Raw genomic sequence first — 22,046 nt, 5'->3', positions numbered from 1 at the left:
GGCATTGCCGCCAGGCACCATAAAAAAGCCACCCGCAGGTGGCTTTTTTGTTGATGTATCAGCTGGCTGTCCGGCAGGTACTTTCCATGCGCCAGTCCCGTGCCAGCGTGCGGGTCTGGCCGGTGACGGTGACCATGGTTGTGAGGCGGATATCGTTGCTGGAGGCGCCAATCTGGATATCAAACTCGCCGGGCTCCACAATGCGCTGACCGCTGCTGCCGGTGAAATTGAGCATGTCGACCGGCACGCGCACTTCTACCGTCTTGCGTTCACCCGCTGCCAGTTCAATGCGCCCGAACGCCTTGAGTTCTTTCACCGGGCGCACGGCAGAGGCCAGTTTGTCGCGCACGTAAATCTGCGGGATCTCCACCCCGGCGCGGTTGCCGGTGTTGGTAATGTCAAACGTGAAGGCGATCTCGCCCGTGTGGATATCGACCGTATCGGCCGCCACGCGCAACTGGTCGAACGCAAACGTGGTGTAGCTCTGGCCGTAACCAAACGGGTAGGCGCTGCCAAAGTGAAAGGCGATCGGCGTGCCGGCGCTTTTGAGTTTGTGGTTGTAGAAATACGGCACCGCGCCGACGTTTTTCGGTACGGAAATCGTCATGCGGCCGCTGGGTTCGACGATGCCGGCCAGCACTTCTGCCAGGGCAATGCCGGCTTGCTCGCCGCCGGTAAAGCTCATGACCAAGGCGGCGACGCGTTGCTCCAGCCCTTGCAGGTTGTACGGCCGGCCGCCGGTCAGCACCACAATGACGGGCTTGCCGGTTTCGACCACGGCTTGCAACAGTTGCTGCTGCACCCCTGGCAGGTTGAGCGTATCGGCATCCGAGCCTTCGCCCACGGTGCCGGTCTGGAACAAACCCGCCAGATCACCCACGCAGACAATGGCGATATCCGCGTTCTGCGCCGCTGCAACTGCCGCGCCAATGTGATCAGCGTTCTGGCTGACCGGGGATGCATGCGCCAGCTCGGTACTGTTGGCTACATCGCCGGGGAACACGGGCGAGCCGTATTTGCGTTCTTCCAGAATGGCGCAGCCCTGGGCATAACTGACTTGATCGGTGCCGAAGATCTGGCGCAGGCCGGCCAGCGGCGTCACCACGTTGGGCTCGGCCTGGGTCTGCTGGTCTTTGCTCAGGATCAGGTGGACCGGAAAGCTGTACCCGCCCAGCATGGCCAGGCTGTCATCCGCAGTCGGGCCGATCACGGCAATGCGCTGTCTGGCCGCCGGGTTCAGCGGCAGCGTGCCGTTGTTTTCCAGAATAACCACAGACTGCCGCGCGACTTCGCGCGCCAGCGCCAGCGCGTGCGGCGTGCGCAGCGCAATGGCGTGTTCATCCACATACGGGTTTTCAAACAGCCCCAGGCGGAATTTCTCGGTCAGCACGCGGCCCACGATCTCATCAATGCGGGCCGGGCTGATCAGGCCACGTGCCAGTGCATCAGAGAGCCGCGTGGCGCAGTCGTCGCCCGGCAGTTCGATATCCAGCCCGGCGTTGAATGATTGCGCGGCGGCTTCGGCCGGGTCGGCGGCGACACCGTGATGCTGGTACAGCAAGCTCACGCCGACGTAATCGGCCACCACCAGGCCATCAAAGCCCCATTGGTCACGCAGAACGTCGGTGAGCAAATGGCGCGAGGCATGGCAGGGTTCGTTGTCGATATCGTGATACGCCGGCATCACCGAACCGGCGTTGGCCTGTTTGACCGCCATTTCAAACGGCAGCATGAAGATGTCGTTGAGTTCACGCCAGCCCAGGTGCACCGGCGCATGGTTGCGTGCGCCTTCGCTGAACGAGTGGCCGACGTAATGCTTGAGCGTGGCCAGCAGGTCACGTTGCTCGCCCTGCAAGCCGCGCACATAACGTGTGGCCATTACGCCGACCAGATACGGGTCTTCGCCAAAGGTTTCTTCGGTACGGCCCCAGCGCACATCGCGTGAGACATCCAGCACCGGCGCCAGCCCCTGGTGGCAGCCAATGCTGCGCGCTTCGGCACCAATGGCGGCGGCCATTTGCTCGATCAACGCCGGGTTCCACGTCGCGCCAAAGGCCAGTGCGGAAGGGAACAGCGTGGCGCCGCTGGCCATCAGGCCGACCAGACATTCTTCATGCGACATCACCGGAATACCCAGCCGGGTTTGCTCGACCATGGTTTTTTGCAAGGCATTGAAAGCGCGCACGCCAGCGGCGGCATCCACCTTGTGACTGCCCAGCGGCCGCGTGATCTGCCCCAGCCCGAGCTGCAGGCGCTTTTGCAGCGAATCCTGGTCGCTGGCGCCGGTAAAACTGTCAGCGCGCACGCTGTGCTGGCCGTCTTCCGACAAGATCAGCCAGAAGGCATGCATCTGCGCGATTTTTTCGTCCAGCGTCATGCGGGCCAGTAAATCGGCCACGCGGGCGGCGACGGGTTGGGACGGGTCTTTATAAATGGCAGTCATTGCTGTTTCCTGTGGCCACCTGGGGCCTGGTTTTTAGTGTTGCAATTGCGCTGGTGTTCCGGTTCGGCTTTTTGGCCAAAGCCGTGATCCGGACCACTTTGCAGAAATTTCGACAGACTCGTCATTCCCGCGGAGGCGGGAACCCGGCTGCGATGTTGAAAAGAAAACCGGTCAATAACCAGCGCCTGTGGCGCACGTGTTCAGCACTGGATTCCTGCCTGCGCAGGAATGACGAAGTGGTGGGCGGATGAAGGTTGGGGCGGCATGAAATAGCCCTTGCCACCGGCAAACCCCGCCTCACACCTCACACCTCACCGCTAGCCCTTCAGCGCGCCAGCCATCATCCCCTTCACAATCTTCTCCTGCCCAAAGGCATACGCCGCAATCAGGGGCAGGGCGGTCAGGGTGACAACGGCCATCATGCCGGGGATGTTGGAGGCAAACTGGCTCTGGAAATCCCACACTGCCAGCGGCAAGGTGCGGTGCGTGGGAGTGGAGGTCAGTACATAGGCAAAGATGAATTCATTCCACAAATTGATGCCGTTATAGATGGCCACGGTAGACAACCCCGGCCCGCACAGCGGCAGGAAAATGCGGGCGAAAATGGCAATCGGGCCGCAGCCATCCAGCTGCGCGGCTTCTTCCAGTTCACGCGGAATCTGCTTCATGAAGCCGGTGAGGATGAAGATCGATACCGGCAGGCTCATGGCCACATAGGGGCCGATCAGCGCGAACATGGTGTCGTACAGACCGGCCTGGCGGGTCATCAGGTAGACCGGCACCAGCGTGACATGCAGCGGCACGATCATGCCTGCCACAATCAGCCCGAACAGCGGCTGGTTGAACCGGAAACGCAAGCGCGCCAGGGCGAAGGCGGCCATTGCGCCGAACAGCAGGATCAGTGTGATCGACACGCCAATCACAAACACGCTGTTGCGCAGGTAGATCAGAAAATCGCCCTGCAGCACCGCCTTGTAGTTGATCAGGTCCAGGTGCGACGGCAAGGCCCAGATGGGCGTGGCAAAGCTGTCTTCCTGGGTTTTGAAACTGGTCATCACCATGAACAGGAAAGGCAGCAGGGTGACGGCCAGCCAGAACAGGCCCAGCGTGGGCACCACCACGCGTGATGGCGCAAAACCGCGGCGCGGCAGAACGGGGGTTGTCAGCATGTCAGACCTCTGGCTCGAAACGGCGGGTCAGGCGCAGCGCCAGGCTGGCGACCAGCGTCACCACAATGAACATGGCCGAGGCAATGGTGCTGCCATAGCCCAGCTGGAACGAGTCAAACACCGTGTGGTACATGTAGGTGGCCATCAACTCGGAAGAGTGCTCCGGCCCGCCGCCCGACATCACGAAAATCAGATCGAAATACCGCAGCGAGCCAATGATTGCCAGCAGCGCGCCGGTGCGCAGCGTGCCGTACAGGTGTGGCAGCTTGATATGCCAGAAGATGGTCCATTCGCTGGCGCCATCCAGCAGCGCCGCTTCTTGCTGTTCATCCGGAAACGACGCCAGCCCGGCCATGAACAGCACCATGTAGAACGGGATGTTCTGCCAGCACACCACGGCAATGATCGAACCCAGCGCGTAGTGCGTATCGCCCAGCCAGTCATGCGCCAGCGCGTCCATGTGCAGCGCTTGCAAGATCAGGTTGATCGGCCCGAAGTTGGGGTCGTACAGATTCTTGGCCAGCACGCCCAGCGCCACGCTGGACATGAGTAGCGGAAGAAAATAGACGATCTTGAGCACGCGCGAATAACCGCCGGCTTGATCAAGCAAGACCGCCAGAGCCAGGGCGATGGGTAACTGGATTACGACGGAAAACACCGCCAGCAGGATGTTGTTGCGCAGCGATAACCAGAAAATGTGATCGCGCAGCAGATACAGCCAGTTATCCAGCCCGACAAACTTGCCCTGCGTCCCGAGGCCGTTCCAGTTCAGCAGCGATAGCTGGAAGCTGGAGAGCAGCGGGTACAGGAGGAAAATGACCAGCATGATGACGGCTGGGGCGAGGAAAAAAGTGGGGACCAGCCAGGCTGGCCATGCCCGGGTGGGGCGGGCTAGCGGTAAGACCTGGGTGTCGGTGTAGCTTGTCATTGGCGGTTCTCGGGTGGTGCGAAGGTCATGCTGGTTTTGTTGCTTTACTCACGGTTTCGTTGGTCTCGTCGGTTTCCTCGGTCCGGCGCAGGTTGGAATCCGGCTGGGATGTGTGCGTGTTGGTCCGTGCCTGGCTGTTCAACCGGTTCGTCATTCCGGACCTCGGCGGCCCCCTTGGCCGGAATCCAGCTGCGATGTTTGCCGGTGCCGCAATGCTTGAAGCTTTGTTAGCGCCTGCGGCGCGGTGTTTTGATACCGGGGGTGCCCGGAGCACGGTACTTTTCTTTGGGTCGCCAAAGAAAAGTACCCAAAAGAAAGGCGACCCCTGCGACAGCGCCCACTACGTGGGTTCCCTGTGCTTCTCGCGAAGTCCGGCTGGCTACGGGAACTCGCTTCGCTCAAACACCCCTCCGCCGCAACCCCGGACTTCGCTGCGATGCTCGGCGCAGTCAAGGGGAGGCAAGCCAAAGGCAAAGGCAACGGCAACGGCAACGGCAACGGCAACGGCAACGGCAACGGCAACGGCAACGGCAACGGCAACGGCAACGGCAACGGCAACGGCAACGGCAACGGCAACGGCAACGGCAACGGCAACGGCAACGGCAACGGCAACGGCAACGGCAACGGCAACGGCAACGGCAACGGCAACGGCAACGGCAACGGCAACGGCAACGGCAACGGCAACGGCAACGGCAACGGCAACGGCAACGGCAACGGCAACGGCAACGGCAACGGCAACGGCAACGGCAACGGCAACGGCAACGGCAACGGCAACGGCAACGGCAACGGCAACGGCAACGGCAACGGCAACGGCAACGGCAACGGCAACGGCAACGGCAACGGCAACGGCAACGGCAACGGCAACGGCAACGGCAACGGCAACGGCAACGGCAACGGCAACGGCAACGGCAACGGCAACGGCAACGGCAACGGCAACGGCAACGGCAACGGCAACGGCAACGGCAACGGCAACGGCAACGGCAACGGCAACGGCAACGGCAACGGCAACGGCAACGGCAACGGCAACGGCAACGGCAACGGCAACGGCAACGGCAACGGCAACGGCAACGGCAACGGCAACGGCAACGGCAACGGCAACGGCAACGGCAACGGCAACGGCAACGGCAACGGCAACGGCAACGGCAACGGCAACGGCAACGGCAACGGCAACGGCAACGGCAACGGCAACGGCAACGGCAACGGCAACGGCAACGGCAACGGCAACGGCAACGGCAACGGCAACGGCAAAAGCAACTGCAACCCCGAATGCCCGGTTCGTCGGGCGCGCAGTCTGGTCTGCACTGCGCGCCTCAACCTCAACTCACTTCAGCTCGGTCCTGGCTGCGTTTTCCATTTGTTGCGCGGCTTCCTGCGGGGTCATGGACAGGCCAAACAGGGCTTGCAGGGTGTCTTTGTGCAGTTCACCCATCTTGGGCGGCAGTTCCTGGTCGTACCAAAGCTGGATGCTTGGCGCTTGTGCCACCAGCGACTGGATTTGCTTCAGGTAGGGGTCGGTTACGGTCAAGCCCTTGAGCGGGATCAGGCGTTTGTCGGCCAGGCGGGCCTGGGCGGCGGTGTCGTCGGTCATGGCCTTGATCAGCTTGAACGCGGCGTCGGGGTTTTTGCAGGCGGTGGAGATGCTCATGAAGTTGTCGCCCACGGTGCCGATGACGTCTTTCGGATCACCTTTGCCACCGGTGACGGCGGGGAAGGCGAAGAAGCCGACCTTGCTGACAAAACCGGGGTTTTCGTTCTGGATGGTGGATAGCTCCCAGCTGCCCATCAGTTCCATGGCGGCTTTGCCGGAGTACATCAGGCGGCGCGATGCGCCAATGTCGTAATCAAGACCGTTGTAGCCAGGGGCAAAGGCGCCGGATTTGACCAGTTCCTGGATTCGTTCGCCGGCTTGTATAAACGCCGGTGCGGTAAAGCTGCCGCCCGGTTTGCGCTCGACCGCGTTGCGGAAAGTGTCCGCGCCGCCAATGCGGTCAACCAGGTACATGTAATACATGGAGCCCGGCCATTTGTTTTTGTTGGCCAGGGCAAACGGGGCGATGCCGTTGGCTTTGAAGACCTTGACCACATTCATCAGCTCATCCCAGTTCTGCGGCGGCTGCAGTTTGTACCTGGCAAAGAGTTCCTTGTTGTAGAACACCACGGCGGCAGTGGTGTTCTCTGAGGGCACGCCGTAGACCTTGTGGTCGATGGTGGCCGACATGAAACCGGTGGGGATGAAACGGTCGCGGAAGGCGGCGTCTTTGGTCAGATATGGCGTCAGATCAACCACCTGGCCGGATTTGACGTACTCGCGCAGCGGCCCGCCGCCCCAGGTGGCAAACACGCACGGCGGCTGGCCGGCGCCGAAGGCGATCTTCAGTTTGGTTTTGTAGGCGTCGTTCAGGATATGGGACTGCTCGGCCTTGAAACCGGGGTTGGCGGCTTCAAAGCGCGCGCCGGCGTCGTTGATCAGTTTTGCGGCGGCGGTGTTGGTTTGCAGGTCCCATTCGGTAATGACCTGATCGGCTGCCATGGCGCTGGTAGAGGCTGCCAGGGCGGCAACACAAAGCAGCGTGGACAGCGTACCGGTTCTGGCTTTTTGCATTTGTTCCTCCGGTAAAGCGTGGGTTGGGCAGAGTCGATTGAGCGGAGGAAACGTTAAGATTTACGTTATAGAGCGTCAATTATCGGGCTGGTTGATAACGTGCCAGTACGGATGAACGGCGGATTATGAAAATCGTTTTATTGCGTTCAGTTTTTGTTGATGTCATTGAAAAACAATGGTTTTTTATGGGTTAATCAAACGGCTGTGTTGTACTGCAGCATGCATTCTGCGAATTTGCGATTTGATGTTTCTAACGTAGTTCGTAACGTATAATTGGCCGTAAACCAGCCAGACAGGAAAAACCGCCCATGAGCAAAAGCGATGTCACGCTGTTGGCCATTGCCAACGCGGCCGGTGTGTCGCAAATGACAGTCTCCCGGGCGTTATCCAACAAGCCCGGCGTGTCGCGGGCCAAGCGTGAGGAAATCCTGCGGATCGCGGCGGAGCAGGGGTATGTGGTCAACCGCACGCAGCAAAAATCATCCAGCCGCCGCAGCCATGTGATCGGTCTTGTGACGGCAGAACTGCATAACCCGTTTGTAAGCGAACTGGTGGCCGGGGTGGGGCGGGCGGCGCGCACGGCGGGGTACGAGTTGCTGGTGTATTCGCTGGTCGAGCCAGATCAACCGCCGCTGCCGCGCGTGATCAAGCTGATGCAGCAAGTCATCGACGGCATCATTGCGCTGCTGCCGTACGAGCACAGTTATCTGGAAGTACTGGCCGATGCGCGTGTGCCGATCATTACAGTCGATCAATACGGCCGGTTTGTGCGGTTTCCATCCATTGCGGCAGACAGCTACGCCGGCGCGTGCATGGCGGTGCGTCATTTGCTGGGGCTGGGCCATAAACGCATTGCGTTCCTGACCGGGGATGAGCGCCTGGCGTCCGCGCAAGACCGGCACCGGGCGTACCTGGATACGTTGACCCAGGCCGGCATTGCCATTGATCCTGAGCTTGTCCTGGCCGGTAACTATTCGCTCTCACGCGGGCAGAGCGTGGTGAAAAGCCTTTTGGCGCTCAAAGATCGGCCAACTGCCGTGTTTGCGGCCAACGACATGAGCGCCATTGGCGTGCTGGCGGGGCTCAAGGAAGCGGGGCTGCGCGTGCCTGAAGAAATGTCGGTGATCGGTTTTGATGACATCCCCGGCGCGGCGCAATGTCACCCGGCGCTGACCACCATCCGCCAGCCGATCCAGCAAATGGGCCGTTCTGCGGTGAACACCTTGCTGGCGCTGATTGCCGGGCTGGAGGCCGCCTCGCCGCAGATTGTCTTGCCCACAGAACTGGTGGTGCGGGCCTCGACCGGGGTGCCGCGCGGCGGCTAAGAAGCGTGGGTGTTTGCAGGATGGATTGCTGTGCGAATCCACCCTGCGTGGGGCATCAAACCTCGATCGACACCGGCAAGAGCGATGCCGGGATCTCCAGCAAGGTGCCGACTGCGCTCTCTGCCGCCAGCACGCCCTTGGGCAGCGCGCCTGGCTTGAGATTGCGCAGGACCAGTCGCACCACTTCCAGCTTGCCCGACTGGGCCACGCGCAATTGCGAGCCCAGACGGGTGACCGCCACGGTGCTGACGTCCTTGCCGGCCAGGTCACGCAGCGTTGCGCTGGCGCTGGTGTTGTCGTCCAGCGCAAACAGGTGCAGTTCGTGCTCGGCGGCGTAGTCGTAATCCGGGCGTTGGTCATTGCGGCCCAGTGCCAGCAAGGTGTTGGGGCGCACGTAGAGTGGCAGGCTCAAAAAGCCATGTTGCTCGCGCAGCCAGCGGCCACCGGTTACTTCCTGGTTGTTCAAGAGATGCGTCCAGCGGCCTTGCGGCAGGTAGAAGTCCACGTTGCCAACGGCGTTGAATACCGGTGCCACCAGCAGTGATCCACCCAGCATGTACTGGCGGTCCAGGTAGTCGCACGCCGGGTCCTGCGGGAACTCCAGCATCATGGCGCGCAACGTCGGTACGCCCTGCCTGGCTTCGACCGAGGCATCGTACAGATACGGCATCAGACGGGATTTCAGTTCAGTGAACTGGCGCACCACATCGACGGCTTCGTCATCAAACAGCCAGGGCACCCGGTAGGATTTGCTGCCGTGCAGACGGCTGTGGCTGGACAGCAAACCGAACACGGACCAGCGTTTGTAGACATCGGCCGGGGCGGTGTTTTCAAAGCCGCTGATGTCGTGGCTCCAGAAACCGAAGCCGGACAAGCCCAGCGACAAACCACCGCGCAGCGTTTCTGCCATGGATTCATATGTGGCGCTGCAATCGCCGCCCCAATGCACGGGCAGGGTCTGGCTACCGGCGGTGCCGGAACGCGCAAACAGCACCGCATCGCCCTCGCCGCGTTTTTCTACCAGCACGTCAAACACCACCTTGTTGTACAGGTAGCTGTAGTAGTTGTGCATCTTTTGCGGGTCAGAGCCGTCGTGGTAGACCACATCGGTCGGAATACGCTCGCCAAAGTCGGTCTTGAAGCAATCCACGCCCATATCCAGCAAACGGCGCAGGTGGCCGGCGTACCATTCGCACGCATCCGGGTTGGTGAAGTCGACGATGCCCTGGCCGGGTTGCCAGCGGTTCCATTGCCAGACATCGCCATTGGGTCTGGTCAGCAGATAGCCCTTGGCCATGCCTTCGGCAAACAGCGGCGAAGGCTGGGCGATATACGGGTTGATCCACACACAAATCTTCAGCCCGCGCGCTTTCAGGCGCTTGAGCATGCCTTCCGGGTCCGGGAAGGTCTCTTTGTTCCAGGTGAAGTCGCACCAGTGAAATGCCTTCATCCAGAAACAGTCAAAGTGGAACACGTGCAGCGGGATATTGCGCTCGGCCATGCCATCAATGAAATGATTGACCGTGCCTTCGTCGTAATCAGTGGTGAACGAGGTGGTCAGCCACAGGCCGAACGACCAGGCCGGTGGCAGGGCGGGGCGGCCGGTCAGGCGGGTATAGCGGTCCAGTACCTGCTTGGGCGCGGGGCCATCAATCACGTAGTACTCCAGCGCTTCGCCCGGCACGCTGAACTGCACTTTGGCCACTTTCTCGCTGGCCACTTCAAAGCTGACGTTTTCCGGATGATTCACAAACACGCCGTAACCGCGGTTGGTGAGGTAGAACGGCACGTTCTTGTACGCTTGCTCGGTGCTGGTGCCGCCATCGCGGTTCCAGGTATCGACCACCTGGCCGTTCTTCACAAACGCGGTGAAGCGCTCGCCCAGGCCATAGACGTTCTCGCCCACCCCCAGATCCAGCCGCTCGAACATGAACGGTGCGCCGTCCTGGTTGTTGTCGATGACCTGGCCGGCCGCCCGGAAACCGCTGCCGGTAAGGCGCTCGCCATCGCGCAGGAAATCCACCGCCCAGTCACCGGTTTTGGCAATGCGGAAAGTGAGCGAGCCGGTGGTCAGCGTGGCTTCTTCTGCCGTATTGGTGATCGAGACCGGATGATCTTCGCGCGCCAGTGCAAAGTGCGGGCCTTTGTTGACCGTGCCTTCAAAGTGGCTGAGCTTGACGCCGATGATGCCCGGCTGCGGCGAGTGCACGCGCAGGGTGATCAGACCGGTATCGAGCTGATACGCGCGGGAGGTGACGTCACGCGGGGCGGCGTAGATGAGGAGTTCATCGCCGATGATGTCTACGCTGTGGACTTGCACGGCGTAGGTCAGGTTGAGGCCGTCACGGATGAGCCAGTTGCCGTCGCTGATTTTCATGGTGTGGTTCCGATGTTTTGCTGGTGTAACCGGAAACGTTTCCGGTTGCGCTTGTATTGCGTTTCTTGTTCGAATGCTTTGGGGTTGTTAGCGCCTTGCGGCGCGGGTGTTTTGGTACCGGCGGTGGCCGGAGCACCCTACTTTCTTTGCTTCGCCAAAGAAAGTAGGCAAAGAAAGGCGACCCCAGCCCGGCGGCCCTCCGGGCTGCCCTCAGTCGGTCGGGAGCCTAAGGTCTCCCTCCACTCCTTCGGCGCTTGGCTTTAATGGGGGAGGAAAGTCAAAAGCAACAGCAACTGCAACAGCAACAGCAACAGCAACTGCAACTGCAACTGCAACTGCAACTGCAACTGCAACTGCAACTGCAACTGCAACTGCAACTGCAACTGGTCTGGGTGCAAGGGTGAGCGGTTTGCTCTCCCACTTCGTCATTCCTGCGCAGGCAGGAATCCAGTGGGCCGCCGCGGGCGGCCCTGGCCACGGTAAATACCGCTACCACGCTGAGCCAAGGCCTCTGCGCGCACCTCAAATCGCCTGTTCCGTCTCCCGGTCAAACAAATGCAGGTTCGCGGTATCAATAAACAGATTCACGTGTTCGCCTACCACCACCGGCGATTTGCCGGCGTGGGTGATCAGCATCGGGGTGTCGTTGCTGTCTTCGGGCTGGACTTCCACAAATGTGACCGAGCCGGTGCTTTCCACGTTATCCACGCGGCAGCGCAGGATCTGGCCGTTGCCTTCCAGCTGCAGGTGTTCGGGCCGCATGCCCAGCCAGACGGGTTTGCCCACTGGCAATTCGCGGCCGATGTCGATGGCGTGGCTGGCGCCAAACTGCACACTGCGGCCATTGGCGCCAATGCGGCCTTCGATGAAGTTCATGGCAGGGGAGCCAATGAAACCGCCGACAAACTTGTTGGCAGGGCGGTCGTACAGGTCCAGCGGTTTGCCTTGTTGCTCCACCTTGCCGGCGCGCAGCACGACGACGTGGTCGGCCATGGTCATGGCTTCGACCTGATCGTGCGTCACGTACACCGACGTGGCGTTCAGGCGGTTGTGCAGCTTGCGGATTTCCGAACGCATATGCACGCGCAGCGCGGCATCCAGGTTAGAGAGCGGTTCGTCGAACAAAAATACCTTCGGGTTGCGCACAATGGCGCGGCCCATGGCCACGCGCTGGCGCTGGCCGCCAGACAGTTGCCGCGGCATGCGTTCCAGCAGGTGGGTCAGCCCCAGTGTTTGGGCCACGTTGCTGATGCTGTCCTTGATGACTTGCGGCGCGCTGCGCTTCAGGCGCAATGAATACGACATGTTCTTTTCGATATTCATGTGCGGGTAGAGCGCGTAGCTCTGGAACACCATGGCCACGTCACGCTTGCGCGGCGGGGTTTTGTTGACCACGTTGCCGTCAATTTTCAGCGTGCCGCCGGTGATCTGTTCCAGCCCCGCAATCGTGCGCAAGAGCGTGGATTTACCGCAGCCGGACGGGCCGATCAGCGCCACAAACTGGCCTTGCGGCACGGCAATGTTGATGTCCTTGAGGATTTCTACCGGCCCGTAGGCTTTGTACAAATGTTCGATTTCAATTCTGTTCATGATCAGTAGTTCCGTGCACGATGCGGGCAGAGAAAATATTCGGCTGTCATTTGAGCGCCCCTGCAGTCAGGCCAGCCACAATGCGCCGTTGCAGCAACATGAAGGCAATCAGGATCGGCGTTACGAACACGGCGGAGTAGGTCATGATCCCGATCCAGTCGATCTTGGTGGCACCGATAAAGGCAGACAGGCCGACGGTGGCGGTCTGGTACTGGTCGTCCAGAATCAGGGAGCGGGCGTAGACGTATTCGCCAAACGATTGCAGGAACACCAGAATCGCCGTCACCAGAATGCCGTTGACCGCCAGCGGCAGGATCACGCCAAAGAAAGCGCGGGCCGGCGAGGCGCCATCGACCAGCGCAGCGTCGCGCAATTCACGCGGAATCTGCACAAAGCTGGCGCGGCACAGCACGATGTAGAACGGCAGCGTCTTGGTGATCTGCGCAATCACCACCGCAAGACGCGGGGTATCAAGCAGCCCCAGGCCTTTGAAGGCGGTAAAGATCGGCGTGACCATCAGGCTGGAGGGCAGGGCCTGCAGTACCAGCACGGCAAAGATGGCAAAGCCGGTCCAGCGGTTTTGCACGCTGGCCAGCGCATACGCCGCGCCCGTGCCGACAAACACCGTCACCGCTGTGGTGCCGCAGGCAATGATGAACGAGTTCCACAAGAACTTGCCCATGCCGCGCTCGGTAAACACCTGCCAGATATGCGACTCGCCATGCTGTGGCCAGAAGGTGGGCGGGTACTGGAACATCTCTGCCGCGCTTTTGAACACAGTGATGTACATCCAGTACAGCGGGAAGAGGTAGATCGCGGTGACGATGAGCGCGATGACAAACAGGACATAGCGCTTCATTACACCAACCTCTCGCTGCGGGTAGAACGCACATAAAACACGGCAATGATCAGCACCAGCACCAGCATCAGCGTGGCCACGGCAGAACCGGCCGACACTTCAAAGGTCTGGAACGACAACTGCCACGACCAGTACTGCGCCACTTGCGACGAGTTGGCCGGGCCGCCCTGGGTGAGCGCGGCAATCAGGTCAAACTGCTGCATGGTCATGATGGCGCCCAGCGAGATCACCGCGCCCAGCGTGGCTTTCATCATGGGCAGGGTAATGCCATAGAAGCGCTGGAAAGCATTGGCGCCATCCAGTTCTGCCGCCTCATACAAATCACCCGGAATGGCCGCAAGACCCACCGACAGCAACAGCATGTTGAACGGTACGCCCAGCCAGACGTTGGCAATGATCACGGCATACAGCGAGTAACTGGGGTCAGACAGCCAGAAGATGCGTTCATGCATCAGGCCCGATGACAAGAGCAGGTGATTGAGCACGCCAAAGTCGCCGGCAAACAGCAGCTTCCAGATCACGCCCACCACAAGCCCCGGCATGATCCAGCCCGCCAGAAACAGCCCGCGCATGAAGCTGGCCAGCGGGAAATCCTGGGCAAACAGCACGGCCAGCAAAAAGCCGATGACCACCTGAAAGAACAGCGAGAGGCCGACAAACAGCAAGGTGTTGATCAGCACCTGATGCATTTCAGGGCGGCTGAAAATATCGCGGTAATTGGCCAGGCCGGCAAAAGGCCGCAACAGGGTGGCCGGTTCCATCAGATCAACCTGCTGGAACGACAACATGATGTTGTACAGCAGCGGCAAGCCGGCAAAGACCAGCAGATACGCCAGCGCGAACACCGCCAGCGCGATTTCGAAACCACTTCTTTGCTCGAAGTGGCTCAAGAATTTTTTCATGGGTTGCCCCGTAAAACATGGCCACCAGTACGGTAGCAAGACAGACTCCAGACTCAAAAAAGCGGCCGGGCGCGGACAACGACCGGCCGCAAGAGGAGTCGTGAAACGTTACTTCTTGATCGACTGCACCGTCTGGTAAGCCGTATTCATGGCTTGTTCCGGCTTGGCCTGGTGGGTCAGCACAGACTGGACCGCGGTGGAGATCGCCTTGGAAACCTTGGGCCATTCCGGATTCGGGCCACGCGGACGGGCGTACTGCATTTGCTCGTTGAAGGTCTTGTAGGCATCAGGCCATTTCGGGTTGGCGGTCACCGTGTCTTTGGACGGCGGCAGCATGCCGAATTCGTTCCAGTTACGGTTACGCTGCGAGTACATGTACTCCAGGAACTCGAACGCGGTCTGCGGGTTCTTGGCCGTGCGCAGAATCGCATGGCTTTGTTCGCCCAGCGCAGAAGCGCGGACACCGCCGGCCTTTTCAGTCGGCAGCAGGGCAACACGCCACTTGAACTTGGCGCCCTTTTCTACGGCCGGCAGTTCCCACGGGCCATTGATATCCATGGCGGCGTTGCCGTTGATAAAGGTAGCAGCCGCTTCAGACTGGCGATGGCTCAGGGTGTCTGGCGAGGCCAGTTTGTCGTCCAGCAGTTTTTGCCAGAACGCCGCAGCCCGCGCCGCGCCCGGGTTGTTCAGCTTGTCCCAGTCTGCGCCCGTTGCCTGAATGAACGGCAGGAACTGGAACACGCCTTCTTCATCGCCCACCGCAGAGAACGCCAGACCGTACACATTCTTGCCCGGATTGGTCAGTTTTTTTGCGTAAGCGTAAAGCTCATCCCAGGTTTGCGGCGGCTTGTTCGGGTCCAGACCCGCGGCCTTGAACTGGTCTTCGTTGTAATACAGCGCCAGGGTATTGGCCCCGCGCGGGATGGCGTACACCTTGCCGTTCCACGAGGCGTTCTTCAGCGGGCCGGGGAAAATCTGTTTGACGTCGATCACCTTGGACTTGGCCAGATACGGCGTCAGATCCAGCAATGCATTGCGCGCAGCAAACATGGCGGTGTTCGGGTTATCCACCGGGATCACGTCCGGGCCATTGCCCGACATGACCGCGCGCATGGCTTCATCGTTCAGCGCAGAAAAACCCACCTTGCGGACCGTCAGCTGGACGTCCGGGTGCAGTTTGACAAACTCGCGTGCCATTTTTTCGGTGTAGTTGTCCGGCTCGTCTACGGCCCAGACCGACAAACTGGCGGCCAGGCTAGCAAAAGACGTCAGGGAGAATGTCAGGCCCAGCGCCAGGCAAGTGGCGCGGATGTTCTTCTTCATAACTCCTCCAGAGTGTGCAAAGTCGTTGCCGGTAATATATTAGCCGGCCTTGGTGACGCTGCGGGCGTCACTCTTGCGGGGCCGCTTGCGTTACGGAGGGCGTCCGGGTGGCAGCCCGGCGCCTTGTTGTGTCCAGTCCGAATGCGCTTGCGAGATAAATGTAGCGTTTGCTGGAATGTTACGGAAACGTTTCCGGAAAACGTGGGAGGGATTCTTGATCTGTGGGGGGAGGGGTGTCAAGCGGGGTGGTGAAAAAAGGAATCCGGGTTGTGAAAAAATGATAAGGGGGAGTACTGATGGGGTTGGTTTTTTTGTGTGTTGGTTGAGGCTGGTGGTGCTTTGAGGGGCCTGGTCTGTTGCCCGGAATGGTTTCGTTTTCTGGGGTGTTGTTGCAGGGTGAATCTGTGGTGACACCGTTTGGGTGGGTGGGCTGCACAGGGCTGTGGAAGCTTAACCCCTTGTTAGCGCCTGACGGCGCGGGTGTTTTGGGTGTCGGGGGTTGCCCGACAGCAAGTGCCTTTCTTTTGGGTCGCCAAAAGAAAGGCACCAAAGAAAAGGCGACCCCTGCGACGGCGCCCGCTACGCGGGTTCCCTGTGCTTCTCGCGAAGTCCGGCTGGCTACGGGAACTCGCTTCGCTCAAACACCCCTCCGCCGCAACCCCGGACTTCACTGCGATGCTCGGCGCAGTCAAGGGGAGATACGTCAAAAGCAACCCCAACCCCAACTCCGAAAATCAACGGCAACTAAAACCAGGTTATCGGGACGCAGGTTTTGTAGGGTGGATTCGGAGCGGAGCGACAATCCACCATCGCAAAGGTGGATTGCTTCGTGAATCCACCCTACGCCACAGTCCGCAGTGATGATTGACTCGCCTCTCCACTTCGTCATTCCGGACCTCGGCGGCCCCCTTAGCCGGAATCCAGCTGCGATGCATGCAGGCTCTGCGGAGTAAGCGCGAGGTCACCGAAAGCAGCCCGTCGGGCTGCGGACTGGATTCCGGCCTTCGCCGGAATGACGAGTCAGTGGGGCGCGTGCTGGATTTGTCATTGCCACTGCCACTGCCAATGTCATGGGTATTGCTGTGGTTTTGGTTTTGGGTTGCAGTTGGTTTGGATTTCGCCGTTGCCGTTGCCGTTGCCGTTGCCGTTGCCGTTGCCGTTGCCGTTGCCGTTGCCGTTGCCGTTGCCGTTGCCTTTGACTTGCCTCCCCCATTAAAGCCAAGCGCCGAAGGAGCGGAGGGAGACCCCAGGCTCCCGACCGACTGAGGGCAGCCCGGAGGGCCGCCGGGCTGGGGTCGCCTTTCTTTGCCTACTTTCTTTGGCGAAGCAAAGAAAGTAGGGTGCTCCGGCCACCGCCGGTATCAAATGCTTTTAAAACCCGCGCCAAAGGCGCTAACAAGCGGTTAATGGTGTTGTAACAGCGCCCCGGCACCCATCGCAGCTGGATTCCGGCTCAAGGCCAGAATCACGAGCCTGTACGACTGATGCACATCAGTAGCACGGATTATCGATGCAGCAGAACTCCGCCGCGGATCAACCGATCCGCCCCCCATCACTATCCCGCACCCTCAACTGCAACGGCCACACCTGCTGCCGTGGCTCGGCTTTGTGTTGCGCGGCAAATTCCGGCCATTGCCCCAGCAGGGCGCTCGCCATATGCCGCCCCAGCGCATACGCATCCACCGTGTAGCCAGACAAGCGCGGCGAGAGGTATTCGGGCACGTCGCCGGCCAGCACGCCGCCGCAGATGGCCAGGTCTTTGCCGGGAACCAGCCCCAGTTCGTGCAGTTTGCGGTATGCGCCAATCGCCATGCTGTCGCTCTGGAACATGATCGCCGTGGGCGGTTCGGCCAGTGACAACAGCGCTTCGGTGATCTGGTAACCGCCGCGTTCAGAGAGTTCGTTTTCCTGCACACAGGGTTCATTGACCGCCAGGCCCTGGGCGGCCATGGCTTCGCGCCAGGCTTTGAGGTAAACGTGAGCCTGCATGGCGTCTTTGCCGGGGATGCCAATGGCAATGCGCTGGTGGCCCAGGGCAGAGAGGCGCTGCACGGTGGCGTGGGCGGCGGCTTCGAAATCCAGATCGATCCAGACGTGATCACCGCCGGATTCGCTGCGGCCAAACGCCACAAACGGAAAACGGCGATCCGCAACGTAATCCAGACGTTCATCCGCGCGGCGGGTGCCGGCCAGGATCACGCCGTCCACATGGCGGCGTTCTACCACGCGGCGCAGGCGGGCGAATTCTTCTTCGTACGATTTGCTGCCATACATCACCAGATCCATGCCGTGTTCAGCCAGCACCGACTGCAAGCCATCCGCCAGACGCATAAAAAGGGCGAGGGTGTAGTTTTCTTCTTCCAGCCGCGCCGGCAGCATCAGGCCGACCGTGTTCATGCGGCCTTTGCGCAGGCTTTCTGCGGCGCGGTTGGGGGCGTAGCCATGCCGTGCTGCGGCTTCCCGCACGCGCTGGCGGGTTTCATCGCTGACTTCGTCGCTGTCGTTCAATGCCCGGGAAATGGTGGAAACCGACAACTTCAGTTCGCTGGCGAGCTTGCGGATGCCCATGCGGTAAACCTTGCTGCAAAGAGGGGACGGATTGGAGAGAAAACGCTCGCAGCGTAGCGCGTCATGGCAAATGGATACAAGCCGGGCAGGCAAAGGCGCAGCACGTGTGCAACGCGCTGGCCCGGCGACAACGGCACAAAGAGGGCGTGGATTAGCGCGCCGGCCCGGTTGAATCGCGCGCAACCAGTTGCGGGCGAGAGGTCACCAGCATGGGCCGGGCGCCGTCGGCGGGCTGGCCCTTGATCAGGCTTAACAGCAGGTTCACGGCCATCTCTGCCGCTTCGGCGGTCGGCACGGCCACGGTAGAAAGGCTGGGGCGGATCTGATGGGCCAGGTTGATGTCGGTAATGCCGATGACCGAGAGGTCTGCCGGCACGCGCAGGCCCAGATCGGCAGCGCTTTGCAGCACGCCAATGGCAGGCAAATCGTTAGAGACAAAAATCGCCGTGACTTGCGGGTTGGCGGTGAGCAACTGGTGCGCCGCTTCGTGCCCGGCTTCGATCGTATCGTGGCCAAACACGGTGTGCTCAGCCAGGTCATCAATGCCGGCCCGCGCCATGGCGTCGGCAAAGCCGCGATAGCGCCAGATATGGTTGCCGTTGCGTTCACTGCCCACCACGGCGGCCACGCGGCGATGGCCCAGTGCTAACAGATGTTCTGCGGCGATTTCGCCCGCGCGATAGAAATCGACCGCAATCGAGGGCAGGGCGGGCGGCTGTTCCGGGCGCTCCCACATGCACAGCACCACTGGCGTGCCACGGCGTTCGGCAGCCAGCAAGACGTCTTGCTCGACAAAGTCTGCGTTCATGACCAGCACGCCATGCGCCAAAGAGCCGCCAACCTGGTCCAGATAGGCTTTTTCCAGTTCCGGATCATCGTTGGTATTGCAGACGATCAGAAAATACCCCTGCTTGCGCGCGGCTTGTTCTGCGGCAAGGGTGAACTCTGGATAGAACGGGTTGGCAATGGATGACACCACCAGTGCCAAGGTCAGCGGGCGGCCTTCAACCAGTGCGCGCGCGTGCAGATTGGGGCGATAGCCCAGTTCTTCGGCCAGCGCCAGTACGCGTTTTTTGGTGTCTTCCCCCACCTTGCCACGGCCGCGCAGGACGTTGGATACGGTGGCCGGTGTAACCCCGGCTAACTGGGCGATCTGGGCAAGTGTGGCCATGCAATGTGTCCTGCACGCAAAAAGCGTGAGCAGAAGGATTAAACGATTAATTTCATCTGATCAGATTACAGATCATGCGTCAATCAAGCCCGCTTAACCTGACAATGCTGGCAAAGATGCGCAGTTTGCGACAAATCTGATTGCTCTTTTGTAACAAATTGGGGTGCTAAACCGCATTCAACCGTCGAGGTAGGGGTAAACCCTTATTGTCGATAAGCCGCCGACAAGAGAAATTCGTAGCAGGTAAAACGTTTAACTACAAATTAATCCCCCGGGAATGACGCTCAAAGGCGCGTTTTCTGGCCCACAAGGCGACAAGCGGACCCATCGGTATGCATTTTTCTGAAACAGAAGTCAAGCAACTACACGTGCAGGATGCCGTGGCCAACGCTGGCGCGCAGGTGCACATTCAGGTGCCGCTGACCTCGCCCGTGCCGGAAACCGGTTTTTTGCAGCAAGACTGGCAAACCGGCCCGCACGGCCATATTGGCATCAACAGCCGCTATCTGACGCGTGATGGTTTGCCATGGATGCCGATCATGGGCGAGTTCCATTACTCGCGTTTTCCGCAGGCGGAATGGGCCGCGTCGCTGGCCAAAATGAAGGCCGGCGGTATCCAGATTGTCGCCAGCTATGTGTTCTGGAATCACCACGAAGACGTGGCGGGCGAGTTTGACTGGCAAGGCAACAAGAACCTGCGCGCGTTTGTGCAGGCGGTGGCCGATGCCGGCCTGTTGTTCTGTTTGCGCGTGGGCCCCTGGGTGCATGGCGAAGCGCGTTATGGCGGTTTTCCGGACTGGCTGATGCACAGCGTGCCGGCCAGCGCCCGCCGCAGCAACGCCCCGGCCTATATGAAACACGTCAGCCGCCTGTATGCCGAGATCGGTGATCAGGTGCGCGGCCTGATGTGGAACGACGGCGGCCCGATTGTCGCCGTGCAGCTGGAAAACGAATACGACCGCGTTGGCCCGGAATGCGGCGCAGAGCACATTATTGAACTCAAGCGCCTGGCTATTGCGTCCGGGCTGATGGTGCCGCTGTATACCGTCACCGGCTGGCCGACGCTGGATATCCCGGCACAAGAAGTGGTGCCGGTGTCGGGCGCGTATGCCGATGGTTTCTGGCAAGGCTCGACCGACCCGCTGCCCCCCTCTGGCGTGTTTGTGTTTGATACCGAACGCACCATTGGCGAGATGGGCAACGTCGGCGGTACACCGGCTGAAGGGCTGATTGATCCGCAGCATTACCCGTTCTTTCTGGCCGAAGCCGGCGGCGGCATGCACCAGTCTTATCATCGTCGCCCGGTGATCAGCACGGCCGATGTGTACGCCACCGCGCTGACGCAGATCGGCTCTGGCGCCAACTTGTACGGTTACTACATGTACCACGGTGGCACCAATCCGGTCGGCAGCCGTGGTTATCTGAACGAGACCGTCGATACCGGCTACCCCAACGACGTGCCGCAGCTGGGTTATGACTTTCACGCGCCGCTGGGCCAGTACGGGCAGATCCGTCCGTCCTGGGGCAAGCTGGCGCTGCTGCATCACTTTGTGGCGGCCTACGGCGCGCAACTGGCGACGCTGCCGGCGGTGCTGCCGCAAGGCGCATCGCGCGATGCCAATGATCGCAAGCTGCGCGTGTGTGCCCGGGCGGATGCCGAGGGTGGTTTTGTCTTTATCAATAACCACGTGCGCCATCACCCGCGTCCGACGTTTGAAAACACCTGCATTCAGGTGCAGATCGGTGAAGACACGGTGGTGTTTCCGCCTGTGACCTTTGCCGATGGCGTGGCGACGATCTGGCCGGTGCAGCAACGCCTGGGCGCCGCGCGCCTGCGTTATGCCACCGTGCAACCGCTCACCCGTTTGCCGCAAGAAGCGGTGCCGTGTCATGTCTATGTGGCCATGGACGGCATCCCGGCAGAACTGGCATTTGAAGCAGCCAGCGTGCAACGCATTGATGCGCTGGCCGATTGGCAGCAGCACGATGGCACGCTGCTGCGCGTGCTGCCGCAGGTGGGCGATGCGCCGGTCGACCTGCTGGTGACCGACGCCCAGGGCCGGCCGCATCGCATCATCATCCTGAATGAAACCCGCGCCCGGGGCTGCACGCCGACGCAACTGCGTGGCCGCACGCGCCTGGTGCTGAGCGAGGCGGGGAGCTGGGCGGATGGCGACACCATTCACGTTGCCGCTGCAGCCGGGGAAATGACGTCGATTGACGTGTTCCCGGTCGATGGCATCTACGTGGCCGACCGTGGCTTTGGCCGCTTCAGCTGCCTGCAGCCGGGCACCGCCCGCTTTGCCGTCACGCCGCGTCTGCTGCAACCTGCCACGCCGCAACCGCTGCGCTTTGGCCCGCACATCAGCTGGCGCCCCGGCCCGATGCCGCAAGCGCCGGATGACGCCATTTTTGCGCATCACGCCGCGCACTGGACGCTCTCTGTGCCAGAGGCCGCCGCTGCCACCGCCCGCTGCCGCTGGTTGCTGCGTATCAGCTACGCCGGCGACGCCGCGCGCTTGTACGCCAATGATGTCCTGATTGATGACCAGTTCTTTGATGGCGCTGTCTGGGAAATCGCGCTGGATCGCCATGTCGCGGACGGCCAGTGGCCGCGCCTGCGCCTGGAAATCCTGCCTGCCCACAAAGACGCGCCGATGTTCCTGGAAGACGCCGCCCGCAAGGTACTGGCGGATGCCGGTGCCCCGGCGGCACTGGTTTCGGTGGAACTGGCACCGGTGTATGACCTGACATTTGATCTGGGCGGCAACACCGCCGTCTGACCTGGA

14 protein-coding genes are annotated in these 22,046 nt (G+C 60.9%); 3 read left to right on the top strand and 11 right to left on the bottom strand.

What is annotated here, in order from left to right:
* Positions 1–58: 58 nt before the first annotated feature.
* The 4 genes from IEX57_RS09510 to IEX57_RS09495 form a co-directional block, all read right to left on the bottom strand.
* Positions 59–2,443, bottom strand: coding sequence for a glycoside hydrolase family 3 protein (locus tag IEX57_RS09510; protein ID WP_188704101.1), 2,385 nt, complete (start codon positions 2,441–2,443; stop codon positions 59–61).
* A 317-nt stretch (positions 2,444–2,760) separates the two neighbouring features.
* Complete coding sequence (locus tag IEX57_RS09505) at positions 2,761–3,612, bottom strand: carbohydrate ABC transporter permease (RefSeq protein WP_188704099.1); 852 nt, start codon at positions 3,610–3,612, stop codon at positions 2,761–2,763.
* A gap of 1 nt (position 3,613) precedes the next feature.
* Complete coding sequence (locus IEX57_RS09500; RefSeq protein WP_188704097.1) at positions 3,614–4,540, bottom strand: carbohydrate ABC transporter permease; 927 nt, start codon at positions 4,538–4,540, stop codon at positions 3,614–3,616.
* A 1,321-nt stretch (positions 4,541–5,861) separates the two neighbouring features.
* Entirely contained in the window at positions 5,862–7,142 is a 1,281-nt protein-coding gene (locus IEX57_RS09495; protein ID WP_188704095.1) for an extracellular solute-binding protein, read from the bottom strand.
* 308 nt (positions 7,143–7,450) lie between these two features.
* On the opposite strand from IEX57_RS09495, the gene IEX57_RS09490 reads away from it, so the two are divergent.
* Entirely contained in the window at positions 7,451–8,467 is a 1,017-nt protein-coding gene (locus tag IEX57_RS09490; protein WP_188704094.1) for a LacI family DNA-binding transcriptional regulator, read from the top strand.
* A gap of 55 nt (positions 8,468–8,522) precedes the next feature.
* Here the strand turns inward: IEX57_RS09490 and yicI are convergent, their stop codons facing one another.
* A complete protein-coding gene (gene yicI, locus IEX57_RS09485; protein WP_188704092.1) occupies positions 8,523–10,844 on the bottom strand; it encodes an alpha-xylosidase in 2,322 nt (773 codons plus the stop codon).
* A 263-nt stretch (positions 10,845–11,107) separates the two neighbouring features.
* Here yicI and IEX57_RS09480 point away from each other — a divergent pair, with 263 nt between their 5' ends.
* The gene (locus IEX57_RS09480) at positions 11,108–11,248 is read left to right on the top strand and encodes a hypothetical protein (RefSeq protein WP_188704089.1); all 141 of its coding nucleotides are present in this window, start codon (positions 11,108–11,110) and stop codon (positions 11,246–11,248) included.
* Positions 11,249–11,366: 118 nt separating this feature from the next.
* On the opposite strand, the gene IEX57_RS09475 is transcribed toward IEX57_RS09480, so the two are convergent.
* The 6 genes from IEX57_RS09475 to IEX57_RS09450 form a co-directional block, all read right to left on the bottom strand.
* Positions 11,367–12,434, bottom strand: a complete 1,068-nt coding sequence (locus tag IEX57_RS09475) for an ABC transporter ATP-binding protein (RefSeq protein WP_229708940.1) — start codon at positions 12,432–12,434, stop codon at positions 11,367–11,369.
* 46 nt (positions 12,435–12,480) lie between these two features.
* On the bottom strand, positions 12,481–13,293 hold the full coding sequence (locus IEX57_RS09470; RefSeq protein WP_188704088.1) for a carbohydrate ABC transporter permease: 813 nt from the start codon (positions 13,291–13,293) through the stop codon (positions 12,481–12,483).
* Complete coding sequence (locus IEX57_RS09465) at positions 13,293–14,195, bottom strand: carbohydrate ABC transporter permease (protein WP_188704086.1); 903 nt, start codon at positions 14,193–14,195, stop codon at positions 13,293–13,295. The genes IEX57_RS09470 and IEX57_RS09465 overlap by 1 nt, the downstream gene beginning before the upstream one ends.
* A 108-nt stretch (positions 14,196–14,303) precedes the next feature.
* A complete protein-coding gene (locus IEX57_RS09460; RefSeq protein ID WP_188704084.1) occupies positions 14,304–15,518 on the bottom strand; it encodes an ABC transporter substrate-binding protein in 1,215 nt (404 codons plus the stop codon).
* A 1,533-nt stretch (positions 15,519–17,051) separates the two neighbouring features.
* The gene (locus IEX57_RS09455; RefSeq protein WP_188704082.1) at positions 17,052–18,086 is read right to left on the bottom strand and encodes a LacI family DNA-binding transcriptional regulator; all 1,035 of its coding nucleotides are present in this window, start codon (positions 18,084–18,086) and stop codon (positions 17,052–17,054) included.
* 151 nt (positions 18,087–18,237) lie between these two features.
* Positions 18,238–19,257, bottom strand: coding sequence for a LacI family DNA-binding transcriptional regulator (locus IEX57_RS09450; RefSeq protein ID WP_188704080.1), 1,020 nt, complete (start codon positions 19,255–19,257; stop codon positions 18,238–18,240).
* A 332-nt stretch (positions 19,258–19,589) separates the two neighbouring features.
* Here IEX57_RS09450 and IEX57_RS09445 point away from each other — a divergent pair, with 332 nt between their 5' ends.
* Positions 19,590–22,040, top strand: coding sequence for a beta-galactosidase (locus IEX57_RS09445; protein WP_188704078.1), 2,451 nt, complete (start codon positions 19,590–19,592; stop codon positions 22,038–22,040).
* Positions 22,041–22,046 lie beyond the last annotated feature (6 nt).

It is taken from the genome of Silvimonas iriomotensis, from assembly GCF_014645535.1.
Taxonomy (GTDB): Bacteria; Pseudomonadota; Gammaproteobacteria; order Burkholderiales; family Chitinibacteraceae; genus Silvimonas; species Silvimonas iriomotensis.
Note: the sequence above shows the minus strand (reverse complement) of the source record. Positions and strands in the feature narration are given on the sequence as shown.

Bases quoted from the DNA above. Each gene is read 5' to 3' on its own strand.
- IEX57_RS09505 (WP_188704099.1), bottom strand. From the start codon at position 3,612: ATGCTGACAACCCCCGTTCTGCCGCGCCGCGGTTTTGCGCCATCACGC.
- IEX57_RS09490 (WP_188704094.1), top strand. From the start codon at position 7,451: ATGAGCAAAAGCGATGTCACGCTGTTGGCCATTGCCAACGCGGCCGGT.
- IEX57_RS09500 (WP_188704097.1), bottom strand. From the start codon at position 4,540: ATGACAAGCTACACCGACACCCAGGTCTTACCGCTAGCCCGCCCCACC.
- IEX57_RS09455 (WP_188704082.1), bottom strand. From the start codon at position 18,086: ATGGGCATCCGCAAGCTCGCCAGCGAACTGAAGTTGTCGGTTTCCACC.
- IEX57_RS09495 (WP_188704095.1), bottom strand. From the start codon at position 7,142: ATGCAAAAAGCCAGAACCGGTACGCTGTCCACGCTGCTTTGTGTTGCC.
- IEX57_RS09465 (WP_188704086.1), bottom strand. From the start codon at position 14,195: ATGAAAAAATTCTTGAGCCACTTCGAGCAAAGAAGTGGTTTCGAAATC.
- IEX57_RS09510 (WP_188704101.1), bottom strand. From the start codon at position 2,443: ATGACTGCCATTTATAAAGACCCGTCCCAACCCGTCGCCGCCCGCGTG.
- IEX57_RS09470 (WP_188704088.1), bottom strand. From the start codon at position 13,293: ATGAAGCGCTATGTCCTGTTTGTCATCGCGCTCATCGTCACCGCGATC.
- IEX57_RS09445 (WP_188704078.1), top strand. From the start codon at position 19,590: ATGCATTTTTCTGAAACAGAAGTCAAGCAACTACACGTGCAGGATGCC.
- IEX57_RS09480 (WP_188704089.1), top strand. From the start codon at position 11,108: ATGGGGGAGGAAAGTCAAAAGCAACAGCAACTGCAACAGCAACAGCAA.
- IEX57_RS09460 (WP_188704084.1), bottom strand. From the start codon at position 15,518: ATGAAGAAGAACATCCGCGCCACTTGCCTGGCGCTGGGCCTGACATTC.
- IEX57_RS09450 (WP_188704080.1), bottom strand. From the start codon at position 19,257: ATGGCCACACTTGCCCAGATCGCCCAGTTAGCCGGGGTTACACCGGCC.
- yicI (WP_188704092.1), bottom strand. From the start codon at position 10,844: ATGAAAATCAGCGACGGCAACTGGCTCATCCGTGACGGCCTCAACCTG.
- IEX57_RS09475 (WP_229708940.1), bottom strand. From the start codon at position 12,434: ATGAACAGAATTGAAATCGAACATTTGTACAAAGCCTACGGGCCGGTA.